Source organism: Streptomyces sp. MST-110588 (genome assembly GCF_022695595.1).
Lineage (GTDB): Bacteria > Actinomycetota > Actinomycetes > Streptomycetales > Streptomycetaceae > Streptomyces.
Genome location: NZ_CP074380.1, coordinates 7,615,755 through 7,634,453 on the forward strand (window position 1 = coordinate 7,615,755; position 18,699 = coordinate 7,634,453).

17 protein-coding genes and 1 pseudogene are annotated in these 18,699 nt (G+C 72.1%); 9 read left to right on the forward strand and 9 right to left on the reverse strand.

The features are described from left to right. Positions 1-20: 20 nt before the first annotated feature. Genes KGS77_RS33105 through KGS77_RS33115 form a run of 4 tightly spaced genes read right to left on the reverse strand, consistent with a single transcriptional unit; the run spans position 21 to position 5,653 of the window. Positions 21-1,508 carry an alpha-amylase family glycosyl hydrolase gene (locus KGS77_RS33105; protein ID WP_242587000.1) on the reverse strand — a complete coding sequence of 496 codons (1,488 nt, stop codon included), beginning with the start codon at positions 1,506-1,508 and terminating at the stop codon, positions 21-23. After that, positions 1,505-3,214 carry a hypothetical protein gene (locus KGS77_RS35135; RefSeq protein ID WP_347404598.1) on the reverse strand — a complete coding sequence of 570 codons (1,710 nt, stop codon included), beginning with the start codon at positions 3,212-3,214 and terminating at the stop codon, positions 1,505-1,507. The genes KGS77_RS33105 and KGS77_RS35135 overlap by 4 nt, the downstream gene beginning before the upstream one ends. After that, positions 3,145-4,194 (reverse strand): hypothetical protein, encoded by a 1,050-nt coding sequence (locus tag KGS77_RS35140; protein WP_347404558.1) that lies wholly within the window; start codon positions 4,192-4,194, stop codon positions 3,145-3,147. The genes KGS77_RS35135 and KGS77_RS35140 overlap by 70 nt, the downstream gene beginning before the upstream one ends. A gap of 37 nt (positions 4,195-4,231) precedes the next feature. After that, positions 4,232-5,653: a hypothetical protein gene (locus tag KGS77_RS33115; protein WP_242587001.1), complete on the reverse strand. Its 1,422-nt coding sequence runs from the start codon at positions 5,651-5,653 to the stop codon at positions 4,232-4,234. Positions 5,654-5,793: 140 nt separating this feature from the next. Here KGS77_RS33115 and KGS77_RS33120 point away from each other — a divergent pair, with 140 nt between their 5' ends. The 3 genes from KGS77_RS33120 (at position 5,794) to KGS77_RS33130 (ending at position 8,909) form a co-directional block, all read left to right on the forward strand. Continuing rightward, a complete protein-coding gene (locus tag KGS77_RS33120; protein ID WP_242587002.1) occupies positions 5,794-5,997 on the forward strand; it encodes a hypothetical protein in 204 nt (67 codons plus the stop codon). After that, the gene (locus KGS77_RS33125) at positions 5,997-6,482 is read left to right on the forward strand and encodes a DUF1269 domain-containing protein (protein WP_242587003.1); all 486 of its coding nucleotides are present in this window, start codon (positions 5,997-5,999) and stop codon (positions 6,480-6,482) included. The genes KGS77_RS33120 and KGS77_RS33125 overlap by 1 nt, the downstream gene beginning before the upstream one ends. 141 nt (positions 6,483-6,623) lie before the next feature. Then, the gene (locus tag KGS77_RS33130; RefSeq protein ID WP_242587004.1) at positions 6,624-8,909 is read left to right on the forward strand and encodes a LuxR family transcriptional regulator; all 2,286 of its coding nucleotides are present in this window, start codon (positions 6,624-6,626) and stop codon (positions 8,907-8,909) included. 78 nt (positions 8,910-8,987) lie between these two features. On the opposite strand, the pseudogene KGS77_RS33135 reads toward KGS77_RS33130, so the two are convergent. The 3 genes and pseudogenes from KGS77_RS33135 to KGS77_RS33145 form a co-directional block, all read right to left on the reverse strand. Further along, positions 8,988-9,222: pseudogene (locus KGS77_RS33135) on the reverse strand (carboxymuconolactone decarboxylase family protein). A 99-nt stretch (positions 9,223-9,321) separates the two neighbouring features. Further along, positions 9,322-9,804, reverse strand: a complete 483-nt coding sequence (locus KGS77_RS33140; protein ID WP_242587005.1) for a LuxR C-terminal-related transcriptional regulator — start codon at positions 9,802-9,804, stop codon at positions 9,322-9,324. Between the two features lie 69 nt (positions 9,805-9,873). Further along, the gene (locus KGS77_RS33145) at positions 9,874-10,167 is read right to left on the reverse strand and encodes a hypothetical protein (protein WP_242587006.1); all 294 of its coding nucleotides are present in this window, start codon (positions 10,165-10,167) and stop codon (positions 9,874-9,876) included. A 173-nt stretch (positions 10,168-10,340) separates the two neighbouring features. Here KGS77_RS33145 and KGS77_RS33150 point away from each other — a divergent pair, with 173 nt between their 5' ends. Beyond that, the gene (locus KGS77_RS33150) at positions 10,341-10,805 is read left to right on the forward strand and encodes a hypothetical protein (RefSeq protein WP_242587007.1); all 465 of its coding nucleotides are present in this window, start codon (positions 10,341-10,343) and stop codon (positions 10,803-10,805) included. Positions 10,806-10,909: 104 nt separating this feature from the next. Here KGS77_RS33150 and KGS77_RS33155 read toward each other — a convergent pair whose 3' ends face one another. Continuing rightward, entirely contained in the window at positions 10,910-12,220 is a 1,311-nt protein-coding gene (locus KGS77_RS33155) for a diacylglycerol kinase family protein (RefSeq protein WP_242587008.1), read from the reverse strand. Positions 12,221-12,433: 213 nt separating this feature from the next. Here KGS77_RS33155 and KGS77_RS33160 point away from each other — a divergent pair, with 213 nt between their 5' ends. Then, entirely contained in the window at positions 12,434-13,837 is a 1,404-nt protein-coding gene (locus tag KGS77_RS33160; RefSeq protein ID WP_242587009.1) for a DUF2252 domain-containing protein, read from the forward strand. Here the strand turns inward: KGS77_RS33160 and KGS77_RS33165 are convergent. After that, a complete protein-coding gene (locus tag KGS77_RS33165) occupies positions 13,829-14,635 on the reverse strand; it encodes a YhjD/YihY/BrkB family envelope integrity protein (RefSeq protein ID WP_242587010.1) in 807 nt (268 codons plus the stop codon). The genes KGS77_RS33160 and KGS77_RS33165 overlap by 9 nt on opposite strands. A gap of 352 nt (positions 14,636-14,987) precedes the next feature. Between KGS77_RS33165 and KGS77_RS33170 the strand changes: the two genes are divergently transcribed. From KGS77_RS33170 to KGS77_RS33185, 4 genes are all read left to right on the forward strand, one after another. Further along, a complete protein-coding gene (locus KGS77_RS33170) occupies positions 14,988-15,650 on the forward strand; it encodes an MFS transporter (RefSeq protein WP_242587011.1) in 663 nt (220 codons plus the stop codon). Positions 15,651-15,694: 44 nt separating this feature from the next. Next, on the forward strand, positions 15,695-16,114 hold the full coding sequence (locus KGS77_RS33175; RefSeq protein WP_242587012.1) for a nitroreductase family deazaflavin-dependent oxidoreductase: 420 nt from the start codon (positions 15,695-15,697) through the stop codon (positions 16,112-16,114). A 62-nt stretch (positions 16,115-16,176) separates the two neighbouring features. After that, positions 16,177-16,596 carry a MerR family transcriptional regulator gene (locus KGS77_RS33180; RefSeq protein ID WP_242587013.1) on the forward strand — a complete coding sequence of 140 codons (420 nt, stop codon included), beginning with the start codon at positions 16,177-16,179 and terminating at the stop codon, positions 16,594-16,596. Between the two features lie 269 nt (positions 16,597-16,865). Continuing rightward, complete coding sequence (locus KGS77_RS33185) at positions 16,866-18,488, forward strand: DUF4331 domain-containing protein (RefSeq protein ID WP_242587014.1); 1,623 nt, start codon at positions 16,866-16,868, stop codon at positions 18,486-18,488. Positions 18,489-18,699 lie beyond the last annotated feature (211 nt).

An 18,699-nucleotide genomic window follows, 5' to 3' on the forward strand; every position in this document is an offset into this window, starting at 1 on the left:
TCGAGTTCGCCGGTCTCTTCTCAGTCGCGCTCCGGGCCGATGGCGAGCACGTGCGTCCCCCAGGCGTCCAGATCCACGAACAGGCCCGCACCGGTCAGTTCCTCCCCGGTGCGGACGTACCACTCACCGTCCAGCAGCCCGGTCAGCAGCCATGTGGCATCGTCCCCCAGTTCCGGCCACGGCAGCCGGATCCGTCCCTGGGCCGTCCGTTCCGAGAGGTTCACCGCCGTCAGGAACCGTCCGGCGGGGCCCGTCCAGCACCAGGTCAGCACGTTCCGGCCGGAGTCGTTGTCGGGCCAGCCCGCGCACTCCAGCAGCCTCCACCGCCCGGTCCGCATCCCGCTGCGGTGCACCCCGGCCAGCAGCCGCTCGTGAAACGCCCGCAGTTCGGTGTCCACCGGCTCCTCCGGCCGCCGGTCCAAGAAGACCGGCAACCGGGTACGGCGCCCGGTGAACTGGCCCTCGTGCCACAGCGTCGCGCCCGGCAGCGTGGCGATCAGGACCGCCGCCGCGCGCTCCTTGGCCGGGTGCAGCGTCTGCGCGGCCCGGGGCTCGTCGTGGTTCTCCAGGAACCGTACGAGCCCGCGCTGGTAGCCCTCGTCCGCCGTCAGGTGCTGCCGTACCGACTCGGGGCCCTCGTGCAGGATCCGGTCGTACAGCCGCTTGTCGTAGCAGAAGTCGAACCCCTGCTGCTGCAAGGCCCATTCGAGGTCCCAGTACGCCTCGGCGACGAACGTCATGCCGGGGTGGCGCTGTCGTACGCCGTCGATGACCGTGGGCCAGAAGTCCTCCGGCGGCGGGGTTCCGGGGCGCTCCCCCCAGGTGCGGGCGAAGATGTCGTTCATCAGCAGCATCGCCATGTCGCAGCGCACCCCGTCACAGGTCTGCCCGATGCGGGTCAGCACGTCCGTGGTGGCCCGGCGCAGGGCGGGTGCGAAGGCGTTCAACTGCACCACGTCCGGCCAGGGCGGGAAGAAGGGGTCCCGGCCGCGGGCCAGGACGGCGGTCCCGGTGTCGAGGTAGGCGGCCGGATCGCGCCGCGCGTCCTCGGCGGTGCCGCGCACGAAGTACTCGGGGTGCGCGGTCACCCAGGGGCTGTCCGGGGCGACGTGATTGGGGACGTAGTCCAGGAGCAGTCCCAGGCCCCGCCCGTCGAGTTCGGCGCGCGCGGCGGCCAGCCCCTCGGCGCCGCCGAGCGCCGCATCGACCTCGTAACGACGGATGCAGTACGGCGACCCGGCGATCTCGTCCTCCTGGATGCCGGGCACGGCCTGGGCGAACGCGATGCGCAGCGACTGGTCCCACAGGGCGATGCCCCGGCCCTGCGGGCTGCGCTCCCACACCCCCATGAGCCAGACGGCGTCGATCCCGTGCGGGGTGATCTCCTCCCACGCGTCCTTGGGCACGTCGCCGAGTCCGCCCGGACGCCCGGTGCGGCGCTGCACCTCGCGCAGCCACACCCGGGTGTTGACCTCGTGGACGACGGGCTGCGCGGGCAGTTGCGTCATGACCTCTCCTTCCGGCCCGGATCATCCGTCAGGAAGTCGCCGGGCGTCAGCGTGCCGAAGAGCTGCATCAGGGCGGCGACCAGGCCCGTCCAGCCGGTCTGGTGGGCCGCACCGATGCCGGCGCCGTTGTCGCCGTGGAAGTACTCGTGGAAGAGGATCAGGTCACGCCAGTACGGGTCGCTGCGGAACTTCTCCTGCCCGCCGTAGACGGGCCGCCGGCCGTCCTCGCCGCGCAGGAACAGACGGGCGAGCCGGCGCGAGATCTCCTCGGCCACCTTGTACAGGGTCATCCGGGTGCCCGAGCCGGTCGGGCACTCGACGGTGAACTCGTCGCCGTAGAAGCCGTACAGGTTCAGCAGCGCGCGCACGACCAGGGCGTTCATCGGGAACCACACCGGGCCGCGCCAGTTGGAGTTGCCGCCGAACATCCCGGTGTCGGATTCGGCGGGCAGGTAGGACACCCGGTACTCCTCGCCGCGCACCCAGAAGGTGTACGGGTGCTCCGCGTGGTACCGGGAGAGGGACCTGATGCCGTACGGGCTGAGGAACTCCTCCTCGGACAGCAGGTGGCCGAGCACCCGCAGCAGCCTCTTCTCGTCCACGACGGACAGCAGCCGGGCACCGCCGGCCACGCCCGCCTGGGCCGAGGCCAGCGTGACGGACAGCGAGGGGTGGCGGTCCGCGAAGCGGCGCAGCCGCTCGCCCAGGCCGCTCACCCGCTCCAGTTGCCGCGGGCGGAAGACGGTCGATGCGCACAGCGGCAGCAGGCCCACCATCGAGCGGACCTTGAGCCGCACGGCCTGCCCGTCGGGCAGGCGCAGCACGTCGTAGAAGAACCCGTCCTCCTCGTCCCACAGTTCGTCACCGAGGTCACCGACGCGGTCCATGGAGCCGGCGATCCACAGGTAGTGCTCGACGAACTTCAGCACCTGTTCCTCGTAGGCGGGGTTGTCCTCGACGAGTTCCACCGCGATCTGCAGCATGGACTGGCAGTACAGGGCCATCCAGGCCGTTCCGTCGGCCTGTTCGAGCGAGCCACCGGTGGGCAGCGGCGCGCTGCGGTCGAAGACACCGATGTTGTCCAGGCCCAGGAAGCCGCCCTGGAAGATGTTGCGGCCTTCGGGGTCCTTGCGGTTGACCCACCAGGTGAAGTTCGTCAGGAGCTTTTGGAAGGTGCGCTCCAGGAAGGCGGTGTCGGCGTGGCCCGTGCGGCGCTGCTCGATCAGGTAGACGAAGTACGCGGCCCAGGCGTGCACCGGCGGGTTGACGTCCCCGAAGTTCCACTCGTAGGCGGGGATCTGCCCGTTGGGGTGCTGGTAGGCGTTCTGGAGCAGCAGTTCGAGCTGCTGCTTGGCGAAGCGGTTGTCCGCGACCGACAGGGCCACGGTGTGGAAGGCCAGGTCCCACGCGGCGAACCAGGGGTATTCCCACTTGTCGGGCATGGAGATGATGTCGTCGCTGACCATGTGGAACCACTCGCGGTTGCGGATGCCGGGCCGCGGCAGGCTCCACGGGTCCAGGCCGTGCTCGGCCAGCCAGGTCTCCAGGTCGAAGCCGTAGTACTGCTTGGTCCACAGCATGCCGGCCAGCGCCTGCCGCAGCACCCGGGCCTCGTCCTCGCTCGCCCCGCGCGGGGTCAGCTCGCGGTAGAAGGCGTCGGCCTCGGCGATCCGCTCCTGGAAGACGCTGTCGAAGCCGCGGGCCACCGACAAGGACGAACCGGTGGGCGCGAGGCGTAGCCGCAGGACCTCCTCACCGCCCGCGGGACGGTCAGGGTGTAGTGCGCGGCGGCCTTGGTCCCTTCGCCCGCCGGGTTGACCGCGCCTCTCTCCCCGTCGACGACCGCGCGGCCGATGCCGTCCTTGACGTACGGCGTGCGGTTGTGCGTGCCGAAGATCCGCTCGTCGTTGGTCTCGTTCTCGGTGAACAGCAGGGGGACCGAGCCGGCGCAGCGCAGGTCGTAGCTGCCCAGCTCGGGGTGGACGGCCCGGACGGTCACCGTGTGGCGTGGACCGGCAGCCGCGGCCAGCCGTGGCCTTGCGGCTCCCTCGTACCAGGACCAGGTGTTGCGGAACCACAAGGTGGGCAGCACGTGCACCGTCGCCTGGTCGGGGCCGCGGTTGGCGACGGTGATCCGGATCAGGATGTCCTCGTCCGCCGCCTTGGCGTACTCCACGGTGACGTCGAAGTACCGGTCGTCGTCGAAGATGCCGGTGTCCAGCAGCTCGTACTCGAACTCCTGGCGGCTGCGGGCCTGGTTGGTGGCCAGGAGGTCGAGGTAAGGGAACTCGGCCTGCGGGTATTTGTACAGGTAGCGCATGTAGGAGTGGCTGGGGGTGCTGTCGAGGTAGAAGTAGTACTCCTTCAGGTCCTCGCCGTGGTTGCCCTCGCCGTTGGTCAGGCCGAAGGCGCGTTCCTTGAGGATCGCGTCACGTCCGTTCCACAGCGCGAGCGCAAAGCACAGACGCTGCTTCTCGTCGCACAGGCCGCCCAGTCCGTCCTCGCCCCAGCGGTAGGCGCGGGAGCGGGCGTGGTCGTGCGGGAAGTAGGACCAGGCGTCACCGCCCGCGCTGTAGTCCTCGCGGACCGTGCCCCACTGACGTTCGCTCAGGTAGGGGCCCCACAACAGCCGGCGGTCGCCGTCCTCGGCCGCGCCGGCCCGTTCCGTGCCCGTCTGCTCGCTCATGTCTGCCTCCCCGCCCGCCGCCCTGCCTGCCGCGGGCTCACCCGGCTCCAGGCTGGGCACCCGTACCGGACGCCGCCTCACCTGGCCCGGGTGAGGAGCCGTCGCGCACCGCGAGCGTGACCGCGGCCTCGTACACCGCCAGTACGACCGCGGTCACCAGCAGACTCGTCCACGAGGAGAGCAGCAGCGCGACCAGGGCCGCGACGATCACACCGGCGACCCGCAGCACGTCGGCGTGTCCGCGCATCCACGTCCGCAACTCACTCCCCTTGGGAACCCGCCGGCCCGCGCGTACGGCGAACCGGCCGACGGCCCGGGCGCCCCGGGAGGTGTGACGGCGCAGACCGACGGGCAGCCGGCCGGGGCCCACCAGGTACATCAGCAGGGCCAGGACGACACCGATCCACAGCAGTTGGGCGCCGCGGTCGCGCAGCGTCGTGAAAATCGTCCACAGCGCCTGCTGTACGCCGTCCCGGTACACGCCGGATGGCACCTGGGACAGGAGCTGGTTCCGTACCGCCCGCAGCACCCCGAAGAGCGCGGTGACCCCGATCACGAGCCACAGGCCCAACTGGAGCAGGGTGCGCCGGCGGTCGGGGGAGACCCACAGGGCGAGGCCGAGCAGCAGCGGCGTGGCGATCAGCAGCGCCACCAGGCCGCGCTTGACCGCGAGCACGCCCTGCTGCAACTGCCCGAGCCGGTGCCGGTTGTAGAGCGTGATCTGCCCGAAGTCCTCGGGCAGCGAGACACCGAGCGCCTTTTCGATCCGGTCGTGCAGCTTGGGCGGGATCTGGCCGGAGGTGACCTCGGGCAGGTCCAGCCGCTTGCCGAACAGGGTGGGGAGCTTGTCCTCCAGGGCGTTGAGCGCGTTGTTGACCAGGGGGAGCAGGTTGAGGGTCACCGTGTCGCCCTGCACGCGCACGCCCGTGCTGCGCCGCTCCAGCACCGCGGTGATCCGCTCGTGCGCCAAGCGGTGGGCGGCGCGCCACAGGGACTGGAACTGCTCCGTCGCCAGCAGCTTGGACACCGTGTCGTGTACGTAGCCGTGGACGGCCTCGGTGACCGGCGCCGCGACGAACGAGGCGCGCGGCGGCAGCGCGTCGGACAGCCGCTTCTGGACGTCGAGCCGGTCGAAGATCTCATCCGTGAGGTAGGTGGAGACCGCCGCGTTCACGGCCGGGTCCTGTGGCAGCGGCCCCACCGTGGCGACCCAGCGGTCCGTGTTGAGCGCGGTCCGCGCGCCCCATACGCCGACGACCGTGGTGACCGTGAGCACGGCCACCAGGGCGATCACCACGGCGGCGGCCAGGCGCCGCACGGCCAGGAGCCGGGCCCGGCGCCGTCTGTCCGTACCGGCACGGTCCCGTAGCTCGCGGACCTCCGCCCGCAGGCGCTCCAGTTCGCTTGCGGGCGCGGAGCCGCCGGCCGTGCCCTCGTCCGCCGTTTCCTCACGGGCCATGACACACCTCCGCCGCCCACCGTCGCGTGACCCGCGCCGTGCGGCCCTCACCTGCGGCGGGTGACGCCATGGGCGGCGGGGTGCGGCTGCATGGAGGCAGTGCCGCCGCGGGGGCTGCTCGAAGGGAGGTGCGCGTGGTCATGACCGGACCGGTAAACCTGCTGACGACCGCGTTCGGCACCGGCACGGATTCCGCGGGCCGGATCGTCCAGGAGCCGGACCTCCTGGAGGCACTCACTCCCGTGGTCGTGGCAGCCACGGCCGCTGTGGGGCGGCTGGGCGAGCCGGCCGCTTCCCTGCCCACACCAGGCCGGGCGACCGGCCGACTCGCAAGGAGGCTCTGATGGCAGATCTCGTCGTTCTCGGATTCTCGGACAGGGAGAAGGCGGGCGCGGTGCTGCGCCTGGCCAAGGACCTCTCCCGCCAGGAACTGCTCGACCTGGAAGACGCGGCACTGGCCTGGCGGACCATGGACGGCAAGATCCATGTCCGCCAGTCGCACAACCCCACCGCGACCGGTGCGGCCGGTGGCGCCCTGTGGGGCACGCTGTTCGGGATGCTCTTCCTGATGCCGGTGTTCGGTGCGGCGGTGGGCGCGGCCACCGGCGCGGCTGCCGGCAAGCTCACCGACGTCGGCATCAACGACGCCTTCGTCAAGGAGATCGCGGGCACCCTGGAACCGGGCCGGGCCGCGGTGTTCGCGCTGGTCCGCCGCTCCACGCCGGACCGGGTACGCGAAGCGGTACGCCCCTTCAACCCCAGCGTGATCCGTACGTCGCTGACCAAGGACCGTGAGGAAGATCTGATCGCGGCACTCCACTCGGTCTGACGTATCGCGCTCGGCGCCGGATTTCACCCGGGTGAGAACTTCACCCGGGTGAAACGGCGTCGGTGGCGCTGCCCATGTCACCTCGCCCGTCCCACACTTGCCGCAGCCGCACTCTCCCGCTTCGAGAGCGAGGTGCCGCCCATGGACAGGTGTCCGAAGGAGCGCGGTGACGGACTCTCGCCCGCGCCCGGGACCACGGTGCCCGCGCTGCCGAGGTGGCTGGTCCCCAGGCCCCGGCTGACGGACCGGATCTCCCAGGGCGTCCTGGGGCCGCTGACCGTGGTCGTCGGCCCGGTGGGCGCCGGGAAGTCGGCGCTCGCCGTGGAATGGGCGCACACCGGGCGGGCGCCGGGGCCGGTGGCCTGGGTGACCTGTGACGGCCGCGACGAGCGGCCCGACGTCCTGTGGCCGCGAGTGATCAGCGCGCTGGTCACCGCCGGCACGGACGTGCCGCCGTCCGCGGCGGCGTCCTGCGGTCCGCCGCTGGTGGCCGGTCTGACGGCCGCACTGACCGCACGGCAGGACCCGGTGGTCCTGGTCCTGGACGACTTCCAGACGGAGCCGGGTTCGCCGACCGCCGACAGCGTGATCGGTCTGCTCAAACACGCGGCTCCCGTGCTGCGCCTGGTGGTGCTCTCGCGCCGCGACCCGCCGCTGCACCTGCACCGGTTCCGGCTGTCCGGTGAACTCACCGAACTGCGCACCGCAGACCTCGCCTTCGACGACCGGGAGACGGCCGCGCTGCTCGCACAGCACGGCATCGAGGTGTCCAAGCAGGTGGTGGGCGCTTTGCGCAAGCGCGCGGACGGATGGGCCGCGGGCCTGCGCTTCGCGGCCATGTCCATGGAGAAGCAGCCGTCTCCGGAGAAGTTCGTGGCGCAGTTCGCCGGTGACGACGAGACGGTCGTCAGCTATCTCGTGGAGGAGGTCCTGGACGTACAGCCCCCGGGGATGCGGCGGTTGCTGCTGACGACGAGCGTCCTGGACCACATGAACGCCGAACTGGCCGCGGAACTCGCGGGCGCGGAGGCGGGGGGCCACTTCGCGGAGCTGGTGCGGGGGAACTCCTTCCTCCAGCCCGCCGGTCATGGCTGGTACCGCTGCCACCGGATGTTCGCCGACGTGCTGCGGACGCGCCTGCGCCACGAGACACCGGCACTGGTCCCCGAACTCCACCGCCGGGCCGCCGCCTGGCTGGGCCGGCACGGGCTGCTCGCCGACGCGGTACGGCACTGGCTCAAGGCCGGCGAGCCCACGCGCGCCGGCCGCCTGATCGTCGGCCGGCTGGCGATCGGCCAGGTCCTGGGGCTGACCGAGCCCCGCCTGCCGGACGACCTGGTCCGGCAGTTGTCCCAGGTGGCCGAGGCGGGCGAGCCGGAACCCGCGCTCGTCGCCGCGGCCTCGGCCCTGGCCCACGGTGACGAGGCGGCCTGCGCGGACTCGCTGGCCCGGGCCGGGCGGCTCGCCGGGGAACTGCCGGCGGACCAGGAGGACCGCGTCACCGGCTGCCGTCTGACGCATGCCGTGATCCGCATGGCCCAGCAGCGCTCCCGGCTACCGGATGCCGCGCGGTCCGCGGCGGCCGAGGCGGAGGCCCTGTGCTCGCGGCTGACGCGGGCGACGCTGACGGCGCATCCCGAGATCCCGGCCCTCACCCTGGCGATCCGCGGCCACGGCGAACTGCGCGACGGCGCTCTCCAGGCCGCCGCGGTCTCCCTGGCCGCGGGCCTCAAAGCCGCCTGCGCCGCGGGCAACGGCGTGCTGCGCCGGGACTGCCTGGTCGAACTCGCGCTGCTGGAGGTGTTGCGCGGGCGCTTCCGCGCCGCCGACGAACTCGTCACGCTCGCCTCCCAGCCGCCCCTGCCGACGTGGACCGCGACCGACCGCTCCCGGTCCTCGCTGCACGTCGTACGGGCCTGGGTCGGCCTGGCCCGCGGCGAGCGCGCGCAGGCCCACCGCGAGCTCGGGTGCACGCGTACCGCGCTGAACCTCACCCCCGATCCGTTCGTCGCCGAACTCTGCTCCCTGGCGGCCGAGCTGGCCAAGGCCGCGGAGCGCGGCGGGCCGCTGTCCGGCCGGATCGGTGACGCCGTGGCCGGCTGTCACCTGCCCACGGGGCTGCTGCGGACGGTGGAGCCGGTGTGCGCGGCCGTGCTCGACTCGTCCGCCGGCTCGCGTACGCAGATCTTGGCGCGTCCCGCGCCGCCCCCCATGAACCCCGGCCCCGCTCCGGTCGAGCGGCTCAGCGCGCGGGAGCGGGAGGTGCTCGGCCGGCTCGCGCAGATGATGACGACCGAGGAGATCGCCACGGACCTGTACCTGTCGGTGAACACGGTCAAGACGCACCTGAAGAGCGTCTACCGCAAGCTGGCCGTCTCCCGGCGGTCGGCCGCGGTCCGGCGGGCCCGTGAGCTGGAACTGCTGTGAGTAAGTGACCGGTGACCGCCCACCGGGCCGGCCCGCCGGGGACAGGGCGGTGGAATCTCCGGTTCCGGCGCCGTCCATTCATGCGAGCCGACCGGGCCGGTAGTTCCCCGCGGGCTGCCGGACGATCACATTCATCCGGTTGAAGGCGTTGATCAGCAGGCCGCACCCGTTGATCTGACTCGCGCGGATCTTGACCAGTTCCTGCGTGGCGGCCGGCAGCGTGGAAGTCCGAGACCACCTGTGCCGCCGAGATGACGTGCTTGAGGACCGTGCCCGCGGTCGGGCTGTCGAAAAGTTTCAGCCGGGCATCCATCGTGTGCTCCTTCGCTGTTGTCGAGGGCTCACACGTATGACGGAAGGGACCGGCGCGATGTGACGCGGCCCGCGGCGAGGTACGTCCGGTCCGCGGGCGCTACCGGATGAGCCCGTGCTGCCGGGCCCGGTGCAGCGCCTCGGCCCTGGAGTGGGCACCGAGCTTGCGGTACACCGCGCGCGTATGGCTCTTGACGGTGTTGTACGACACGAACAGGTCATCGGCGATCCGCCGCAGCGGAACCCCCTCCTGGAGGTGCCGCAGCACGGTCAGTTCGCGGTTGGTCAGCGGCTCGGCCGACGCCCTCGGGCCCGGTGCGCCCCGGCGCTGCCGGGGCACCGCGGCCCGTACCACCGACATCCTGTCCACCAGGGTGTCCGCGAGCCGCGGATCGCCCAGCTCTTCCGCGATCTCCACCAGGATGTCGGCGATCCACACCAGACAGGCCGAGACGGCCGGGTCCGCCGCCACGGCCTCGCGGCCCCGTTCCCGTAACCGTCCGTACAGGTCGGGCGCCCGGCCGGTCTCCCACGGACCGGCCGGAGCCCGGCTCCTTCGCGGGGTAGGACGCGCGGCGAGCATGTCCTCACCTCCCGGCGGCAGGCGGTAGACACCCAGCGTCGCGTGGGCGGCCCGGTGCCGGAAGGGGGCTTACGGCCCTTCGGGGCCGGCGCTCCCTCCGCCGGCCCCGGCCGCCCCGGGCAGTCGCCGGACCTCCAGCAGTTCCAGCCCCAGTGCCTGGATGCGGTCGAGGATGCCGTACAGCGCGGCCTGGTCGAGACCGGCTCCGTACAGCACCGTCTCGGCCGGGCACAGCCGGACCGTCAGCTCGCCGAAAGCCGACGCCAGAGCAGTACCGACTCTGCCCCGGACCCGTATCTCGAAATCGCTGCCGCCAAACGGTGTTCCCGCTCGCTCGTGCCCTGCGCCCGCCTGTGCGCCCATGGCGTCACCTCCTGCGGCGGCCTGGCTTCCCCGCCATTCTCGCCGGGCGGCGCCGGACGGCCTCACCTGCGGCGGGTGACGTGCGCGCGCACCGGTGCGTTCTCATCCTGTCCGGGTGAACCGGCGCGGGCCCGCGGGGGAATGCTCCGGCCCACCGAGGAGGAGGTGCAGGCATGGCTGAGCAGACTTCGGCGGGAGGGACAGGACACAGCCGACAGGGTGTGTCCGAGCCACGCATTCGCCCGGTCGCGATCGGCGGCGTCGTGTTCGCCGTGTGCATCATGGGCATCATCGGGGCCTACCACGCGATTGCGGGGCTCGCCGCGATCATCGACCACAACTTCTACCGCTCGCAGCAGAACTACGCGTACGACTTCAGCATCAGCGGGTGGGGATGGATCCAGTTGATCACCGGCATCGTCGTCGTCGCGGCGGCGTTCCAGATCTTCAGCGGACGCACCTGGGCGCGCGCCGTCGGCATCGCGGTCGCGGTGATCAGCGCGCTGGAGAACTTCTTCTTCACCCCGTACTACCCCGTGTGGTCGGCGATCGTCATCGCGCTCGACGTCCTGGTGATCTGGTCCCTGGCCACCTACGGCCACCGGGAGGCCCACAAGGTCTACAACGCGCCGCTGTAGGGACCTGCCGGCCCCGCGGACGCCGCGCGGGAGCCGGAGAAGAACCGGAAGAGGTGAACCGGAGGGGCGAGGCCCGCCCGAGCACGGTGGCGTTCCCTATGAACCTATGAACCGCGGGCCGGCCCCAGCCCCAGCCTGAGCAGGAGGCGCCAGTCCAGCGGCGGGCGGGCCGGGCGCACGCCCGGCCGCCGCCGGGGCACGAGCACCCGCAGGGCCAGCGGTCGCACCTCGCAGCGCACCGGTACGCGCAGCCGCAGCGCCTCCCCGTCGACGCCGACCGCGATCCGCTCCTGATCGGCGTCGACGACGACATGCCGGGCCGTCACCCGCGTCAGGCCGGCGGCCCGCCGTCCCCGCACCAGGCCGGCGGCGTGCGCGGCGCTGCTGACCTGGACACCGACGCAGCCCAGCACACCGCTGTCCAGGCGTGCCCGGCGCCCCAGCCCGGCGATATCACCCAGACCGTAGGGGTTGTTGCTCACCAGCAGGGCCTGCGGGCCGCAGAACGTACGCTCCCCGGCCTGTGCGGTGAGCCGCCCGCCCTGGTGGCCCATGAGCAGGCCGGGCAGCAGTTCCAGGGTCGTGCGGGTCTTGCCGTCGCGGTAGGACGGACTCTGCACCACTTCGGCGTAGGCACCGAAGGACACGTTGTTGACGAAGGGCCGCCCGGCCGCCCGGCCGAGGTCGACGCGCAGTTCCACGCCGTCGCGCAGGGCGTCCAGGGCCTTGGACGGGTCCTCGCGGTCCAGGCCCAGATCCAGGGCGAAGTGGTTGCGCGTACCGGCCGGGATCACCAGGAAGGGCAGGCCGAGACCGGCGGCGACATCGGCGACCAGGGCCTGTGTGCCGTCCCCGCCCGCGACACCGAGCAGGTCGGCGCCCCCGGCCGCGGCCTTACGGGCCAGCTCCGCCACGTCCGTGACGCCCGGCCCCTCCAGAAGCAGCACCTCCGCGCCCAGCGCCGCGGCCTTCTCGCGCAGCCCGAACCGGTCCACCTTGCCGCCGCCCGACCGCGGATTCATGATCAGGACCGGGTGGCGGACCCGCGGTGCCGGCCGCTCGGGCATCGGGACCGGCCTGTCGTGCAGCACGAGAGCGGCCCGGCCCGCGCCGGCCGCGACCAGCCACAGTCCGCCGGACACCGCGACGACCCACGCCAGATGGGCGCCGGTGTACTTCCAGACGACCCACGCCGGGGCGGCCAGCGCCAGGAGGAAGGCCAAGGCCCGCAGGACGCCCCGCCGGCTCAGGGCCCACCAGAGCGCGGCGGCGGCGACCGCCACACCGAGGAGCCCGACCGCCACCAGGGCGATGGTCCGCAGCCCCGCGAACACCCCCAGCACCAGCACCGCCGCGGTGGCGGCGGCCAGTGACGCACGCGCCAGCCACCGCTGCTTCCGCATGGTCGGTTCCATGCCGCCACCGTGCGCCGGAGCGCCCGTACAGGCATCACCCGGGCAAGGCGACCCCGGCCGTCCGTACGCACCGGGCCGGGCGGCCACGCGGCGGCGCCGGCACCCCGCCGACGTCTCCTGCGCCCTGCCCACCCGCCCGCCTCACACCACCGGGGTGATGGCCGGCCCGACCGCACACGCCGAAAGTCGTGCCCTCGAAGAGGGGAGCCCGCCATGTCCGACGCCCAGCACGCGCACGCCACACCCCAGGAGCGGGCCGCCCGTGGCCGGGCCGCCCGCACCCTCGTACCGCGCTCCCGCCACGCGGAGTTCACTCCCACAACGGACCGGCCCGACCCGGTCGCCGTCATCGAGCGGCAGTCGGCGACCAGGCTCCCGGAGCTGGTGCCGATCCGGTACGGGCGGATGCTGCAGTCCCCCTTCCGCTTCTTCCGCGGCGCCGCCGCCCTCATGGCGGGCGACCTGGCCGGCACGCCGTCCACCGGGCTGCGGGCCCAGTTGTGCGGGGACGCGCACCTGCTGAACTTCCGGCTGCTCGCCTCCCCGGAACGGCACCTGATGTTCGACATCAACGACTTCGACGAGACACTGCCGGGCCCCTGGGAATGGGACGTCAAGCGGCTGTCGGCCAGCCTCGTCATCGCCGGCCGCGCCAACGGCTACAGCGGGCCGGAGCGGGCCCGGGTGGTACGGGAGACGGTCCGCGCCTACCGGGAGGCGATGGACGGCTTCGCCAAGATGCGCAACCTGGACGTGTGGTACGCGCGGATCGACGCGGACGAGCTGTACGGCGCGCTGAGCGGGGAGTGGGACAAGGAGGCGCAACGGCGGATCTCCCGGACCCTGGCCAAGGCCCGCACCCGCGACCACCTCCAAGCCCTGGAGCGGCTCGCCCACGCCGTCGGGGACGAGCTGCGGATCGCCCCCGACCCGCCGCTGGTCGTGCCGCTCGGCGACCTCCTGCCGGGCGCCGAACGCGAGCAACTGGAACAGCAGTTGCGGGAACTGGTCGAGCGCTACGCGCGGACCCTCCAGGCCGACCGGCGGACGCTGCTCACGCAGTACCGCGTGGTCGACATGGCCCGTAAGGTCGTCGGCGTCGGCAGTGTGGGAACCCGCTGCTGGATCCTCCTGCTGCTCGGCCGGGACGCCGCCGACCCGCTCTTCCTCCAGGCCAAGGAGGCGCAGGAGTCGGTGCTCGCGCCGTTCGCCGAAACGGGCACCTTCACCAACCAGGGGGAACGGGTCGTCTTCGGGCAGCGGCTGATGCAGGCGGCCGGCGACATGTTCCTCGGCTGGGAACAGGCCGAGGGCCTGGACGGGCGGCGGCGCGACTTCTACCTGCGCCAACTGCGCGACTGGAAGGCCATCGCCCGGGTCGACACCATGACGCCCGGCCTCATGCGGCTGTTCGGCCGGCTCTGCGGCACGACCCTGGCCCGTGCCCACGCCCGGTCCGGCGACCGGATCGCCATCGCCGCCTACCTGGGCCGCTCCGACGCCTTCGACCGCGCGCTGGCGCAGTTCGCCGAAAGCTACGCCGACCAGAACGAGCGCGACCACCGGGCGCTGGCCGAGGCGGCGCGCACCGGCCGGGTGACGGCGACGTCAGCGTAAGGATTCCTCCGGCACCCCCAGCCGACGGCGCAAAGGCCCGGTATGGGCCAGTACTTGCCCGACGGCGATACCGGACACGACGGTGGCGAAGAAGAGGATCAGCCAGGACAACAGCGTGAAGACGGAGCCGAGCTGCCCGTACCGCTCGACGCTGCGGTCCAGCGCGCGCGGCAGCCACAGACCGGAGACCGAGGAGAACGCCACCACGCCCACACCGGTCAGCAGCGCACCCGGCAGCAACGGCAGCCAGGGCAGACGCCCGGCGAGCAGCAGGTGCTGGGTCCACCACCACATCGCGACGGCGCCGGCCATCTGGAGAGGTATCCCCAGGCCCGGGCCCGCGCCGAACGCCCGGTGGAGCAGCCCCTGATACAGGAGCGCGGCGATCCAGACCACGAGCCACAGCGCCCAGCGCCAGGCCACGATCCGCGCCCCCGCGTGCGGCAGGTGCCAGGAACGTTCGCACACCCGCTGGAGGACCCGGGTGAAGGCCGTGGCGGACAGCAGGGCGACCAGCACACCGACCGCTCCCCAACTGTGCAGTTCCGGGTCCGAGGCCCCATGGGTCAGGTGCGTCTGCGCCAGGACGGAGCTGTCCGCCCCGAACAGGGAGCGCAGCGAGTTCACCAGCTCCTGCCGCACGGCGTACGGGCAGAAGGACGAGACGGCGATCAGCATCGGCAACGCGGCCAGGAACGCCTGCGCCGCCAGCCGCGTCGCGAGGTCCAGGATGTTGACGCTCACGAGCTGCCGCACGATACGCCCCGCCAGTGGCCGGGCGAGATCGGTGATCGTCATGCTGCTGCCCTCTCGCGGCAGGGAGAACCGGCCCGGCCAGCCTCACAGTTGTCCACCCGATGCGTGTCGCCCGCCGGGGGTGACGGAGAACGGCGGACAGGGCGACTGCCAGGGGTCCTGTCCGGGCCGGCCGGAGCCTGCCGCGGACCGGTCCGGGCACAGGCGCCGGACGATTTGACCTTCACGCCGACGTCAAGGTCGAAGGTGGCGTCATGACTACCTCCGACGACATCGGCGGTCCTTCCAGGGACCGCGGGCACGCATGGGCGCTGACCGTGCTGACCTTGTGCGCGTTCACCCTCGGAACGGGCGAAATCATGATCGCCCGCTGTTCTTCGGCCTGGCTGCCGACGTGGTGCCCGAACACAGGCGGGGCACGGCGGTCGCCCGGGTCTCCCTGGGCCTGAGCCTGGCGATGATCGCGGGCCTGCCGCTGGGTACGGTGATCGGCCGGTGGCTCTCCTGGCAAGCCACCTTCGCGGCGGTGGCCCTGCTCGCCGTGGTCGCGGCCGGGCCGTTGCCGGCACTGGTACGCGCACCGTACGCCGGCTCCGCGCCCGCGACCGAGCCCCTCATCACCGAACTGCGGGTCCTGACCGAACGCCGGGTACAGGCCGTCGTCGCCGTCACCGCGCTCGGCGCCGCCGCCGCTTTCACCGCGTACACCTTCATCACCCCGCTGCTCACCGAGGCCGCCGGATTCACCGCCTCCGCCGTCACCCTGCTCCTGTTGCTCTTCGGTGTCGGCGGCACGGTGGGCAATCTCATCGGCGGGAAACTGGCGGACCGTTCGGTGGCGCGGTGTGCGCCACGGTGGCGGCCCTGGCGGGAGCGCTGCTGCTCTTCGGGGCGACGATCGAGGTCAGGCCCGGCGGTGGGCGGACTCCTTGCGGTGCTCGCCCTGGGCATCGCCCTGGCCGGACACCGCGGCGACCGGCGGCGCGGGGACGCCCCGGCCGCTGCCACGCGTGACCGGACCGGTTCACGTACCTCAGAGCCACTGCATACGCCATAACCACTCGACATGCCCGAAACCCTCCACATCGGGGAGATATCCGAATGAATACGTTCAACCAACGAGTCATCGAAGAGTTCCGCGCCCGCCGAGGTGCCGTAGGCGGACAGTTCGAGGGACGGCCACTGCTCCTGTTGACCTCCACGGGAGCGAAGTCCGGCCTTCTGCGCACCAACCCCGTCATTTATCTTCCCGACGGCGAGGACCGGTTCGCCGTCTTCGCCTCCAACGGAGGCGCACCCACCGCGCCCGCCTGGTACCACAACCTGACCGCCCACCCCCTGGCGACGATCGAGGCCGGCGCCGGCACATACCAGGTCCGCGCCACCGAAGCCATGGATGAGGAAAGGGACCGGCTGTGGGCCCGGCAGGTCGTGGCCGACCCGCACTTCGCGGCCTTCCAGGAACGCACCCGGCGCCGTATCCCCGTCATGGTGCTCACCCGGCAGCACACCCGGCCTTGACCTTCACGTCCACGGCAACGTTTACGCTCCCTCCTGAAAGCATCCATCAGGAGGGACGCACCATGCGCATCGGGGAGCTGGCCCACGCCACCGGCACGACGACCCGGGCCCTGCGCTACTACGAGGAACAGGGCCTCCTGCGCCCCGACCGGTCCACGAACGGCTACCGCAGCTACGGACAGGGCGCGGTACGCGTCGTGGAGAACATCCGGCTGCTCCTGGCCGCCGGCCTGACCACCGACGACCTGCGCCTCCTCGACGGCTGCCTGCGCGACGAGCTGACCGGCACCCACGCCTGCGCCGACCCCACTCCCAAGATCGAGGTCTTCGAACAGCGTCTGTCCCTGCTCCAGCAGCGCATCAACGACCTCGTCGCCGTACGCGACCAGCTCCTGGACCGGCTCTGCGACCTGCGCCGCCCCGCCGACACCGCCAACCGGCCGGCCTGCCCGGCGCCCGTGACGACGGCGGCGACCGCGTAAGGGCTTGCCGGTCACCGACGTGCCGTCTTGATCCCACGGCGGTGTCAGGCACCTGCCGGCCCGGAACCGCGCGGCCGAAACCGCTCCTTCCACGGCTGTTTTCGGCCAACTCCGATGCCGGCGCATCCACCGCGGGCGGTCGGCCGAATGAGTGGCACCGGGACGTGTCCCGTCGGCCGTGGCCGGCACGCCGTACGCGTTCCGTACCGAAACGCATCCGTACGTGCCGTACCACACCGGGACATACCCGCACCGCAAAGGACGCCGCGATGTCGACAGCATCACTCCGCAGGCCGCCGGCCCGGGCACTGCTGGCCGGGGGAATCGCGCTGGTGGCCACCTCCTTGGCCACGGGGACGGCCGCACTCGGCCCGGCCCCGGCCACCGCGTCGAGCCACCGGGAAGCACCGCTGATCTCCGGTCAGCCGGAATACGACAACACCGACGTGTACGCCTTCACCAGCCCGGACAAGCCGGACACCACCACGCTGATCGCCAACTGGTGGCCGTTCGCGGAGCCTGCCGGAGGCCCCAACTTCTACAAGTTCCCCACGGACGCCCGCTACGACATCCACATCGACAACACCGGCGACGGCCGGTCCGAACTGATCTACCGCTGGACCTTCGAAGAGAGCTACCGCAGCAAGGACACGTTCCTGTACAACACCGGCCCGGTCACCTCGCTCGACGACCCGGACCTCAACTACCGGCAGACCTACGACCTCCAGCTCCTGCAGTTCAAGGACGGCAAACAGACCGGCACGCAGACGCTGGCCGACGACGCGCCCATCGCCCCCTCCAACGTGGGCAAGGCATCCATGCCCCGGTACGGGGACCTGCGCAAGCAGGCCGTACGGGCGGTGGGCGGGAGCGGTACGTCCTACGTCGGGCAGGCGGACGACCCGTTCTTCCTGGACCTGCGCGTCTTCGACCTGCTCTACGGGGGCGACCTGTCCGAGGTCGGCCGGGACACGCTCAAGGGCTACAACGTCAACACCGTGGCCCTCCAGGTGCCGACGAAGGAGCTGACGGCCGGGCCCGGCAAGCCCGTCATCGGTGTCTGGAGCACCACCGAGCGCCGTACCGCGGCCAACGGCTGGCAGCAGGTGTCCCGGCTGGGGATGCCGCTCGTCAACGAACTGGTCATCCCGGTCAGGGACAAGGACACCTTCAACGCCTCCACGCCGTGGCAGGACGGCCGGTTCGCCAAGTACGTGAACGATCCCGAAGTGGCCCGGCTGCTGGAGAAGATCTACAAGCTCAAGGCACCCGCGGTACCCCGCAAGGACCTGGTGCAGGTCTTCCTCACCGGCGTGCCGGGACTCAACCAGCCGGACGGGGTGCGCCCGCACGAGGCGATCCGGCTCAACACCTCGATCAAGCCGGCCGCCGATCCCAAGCGGCTCGGCGTGCTGGACGGCGACCGGGCGGGCTATCCCAACGGACGCCGGCTCACCGACGACACCGTGGACATCTCCTTGCAGGTCGTCCGCGGTGAGCTGGCCGGGCAGAAGAACGACCTGGGTGACGCGGTCGACGCGAACGACAAGAAGTTCGACGGCCGGTTCCCGTACGTCGCCGAACCCACCTCCGGGTCGCGCGGGCCGCTGGCCGGTGGCGGCTCGGCCGCTTCCGCTTCCTCCGCCTCTCCTTCCGTGTCTTCTCCTTCCGTGTCCTCTCCTTCCGCGGGCCCGTCCGTGAAGAACAGGGCGGCAAGCCCGCTGACGGGCGGACGGCCCTCGGCCGCCCTGCCCGGGGCGTCCGGGACCGGCGAGGGGGACGGCCGGCTCGTCCTGATTTCCGCCGCCAGCGGTGCCGCGGCCCTGGCCGTGGCCGGGCTGGGGCTGCTGCGGTGGCGTCGTACCCGTCGGCGGAGCACCGACCGGCCGTGATCCGCCGGCGCCACCGGAGCCGCCGCACGGGGACCGGCGGCTCCACCCCGGCCCCTGACGTGGGGGAGGGGCCGGGGCCAGGCATGAGGAGAGCCGGGACCGCGGGCCGGAGACGACCGGTCCGCGGTGCCGGCGGTGCCGGGCGGTGAGGACACGGCCGCCACCGGCCGGGCCGGACCTGACCGGTCGTCGGCGTCGGCACCACCGACAA

Excerpts from the sequence above, each read along its gene's own strand:
- KGS77_RS33175 (WP_242587012.1), top strand. The coding sequence starts at position 15,695 with ATGAATACGTTCAACCAACGAGTCATCGAAGAGTTCCGCGCCCGCCGA.
- KGS77_RS33150 (WP_242587007.1), top strand. The coding sequence starts at position 10,341 with ATGGCTGAGCAGACTTCGGCGGGAGGGACAGGACACAGCCGACAGGGT.
- KGS77_RS33155 (WP_242587008.1), bottom strand. The coding sequence starts at position 12,220 with ATGGAACCGACCATGCGGAAGCAGCGGTGGCTGGCGCGTGCGTCACTG.
- KGS77_RS33115 (WP_242587001.1), bottom strand. The coding sequence starts at position 5,653 with ATGGCCCGTGAGGAAACGGCGGACGAGGGCACGGCCGGCGGCTCCGCG.
- KGS77_RS33140 (WP_242587005.1), bottom strand. The coding sequence starts at position 9,804 with ATGCTCGCCGCGCGTCCTACCCCGCGAAGGAGCCGGGCTCCGGCCGGT.
- KGS77_RS33120 (WP_242587002.1), top strand. The coding sequence starts at position 5,794 with ATGACCGGACCGGTAAACCTGCTGACGACCGCGTTCGGCACCGGCACG.
- KGS77_RS33125 (WP_242587003.1), top strand. The coding sequence starts at position 5,997 with ATGGCAGATCTCGTCGTTCTCGGATTCTCGGACAGGGAGAAGGCGGGC.
- KGS77_RS33160 (WP_242587009.1), top strand. The coding sequence starts at position 12,434 with ATGTCCGACGCCCAGCACGCGCACGCCACACCCCAGGAGCGGGCCGCC.
- KGS77_RS33145 (WP_242587006.1), bottom strand. The coding sequence starts at position 10,167 with ATGGGCGCACAGGCGGGCGCAGGGCACGAGCGAGCGGGAACACCGTTT.
- KGS77_RS33105 (WP_242587000.1), bottom strand. The coding sequence starts at position 1,508 with ATGACGCAACTGCCCGCGCAGCCCGTCGTCCACGAGGTCAACACCCGG.
- KGS77_RS33180 (WP_242587013.1), top strand. The coding sequence starts at position 16,177 with ATGCGCATCGGGGAGCTGGCCCACGCCACCGGCACGACGACCCGGGCC.
- KGS77_RS35140 (WP_347404558.1), bottom strand. The coding sequence starts at position 4,194 with ATGAGCGAGCAGACGGGCACGGAACGGGCCGGCGCGGCCGAGGACGGC.
- KGS77_RS33165 (WP_242587010.1), bottom strand. The coding sequence starts at position 14,635 with ATGACGATCACCGATCTCGCCCGGCCACTGGCGGGGCGTATCGTGCGG.
- KGS77_RS33185 (WP_242587014.1), top strand. The coding sequence starts at position 16,866 with ATGTCGACAGCATCACTCCGCAGGCCGCCGGCCCGGGCACTGCTGGCC.
- KGS77_RS33130 (WP_242587004.1), top strand. The coding sequence starts at position 6,624 with ATGGACAGGTGTCCGAAGGAGCGCGGTGACGGACTCTCGCCCGCGCCC.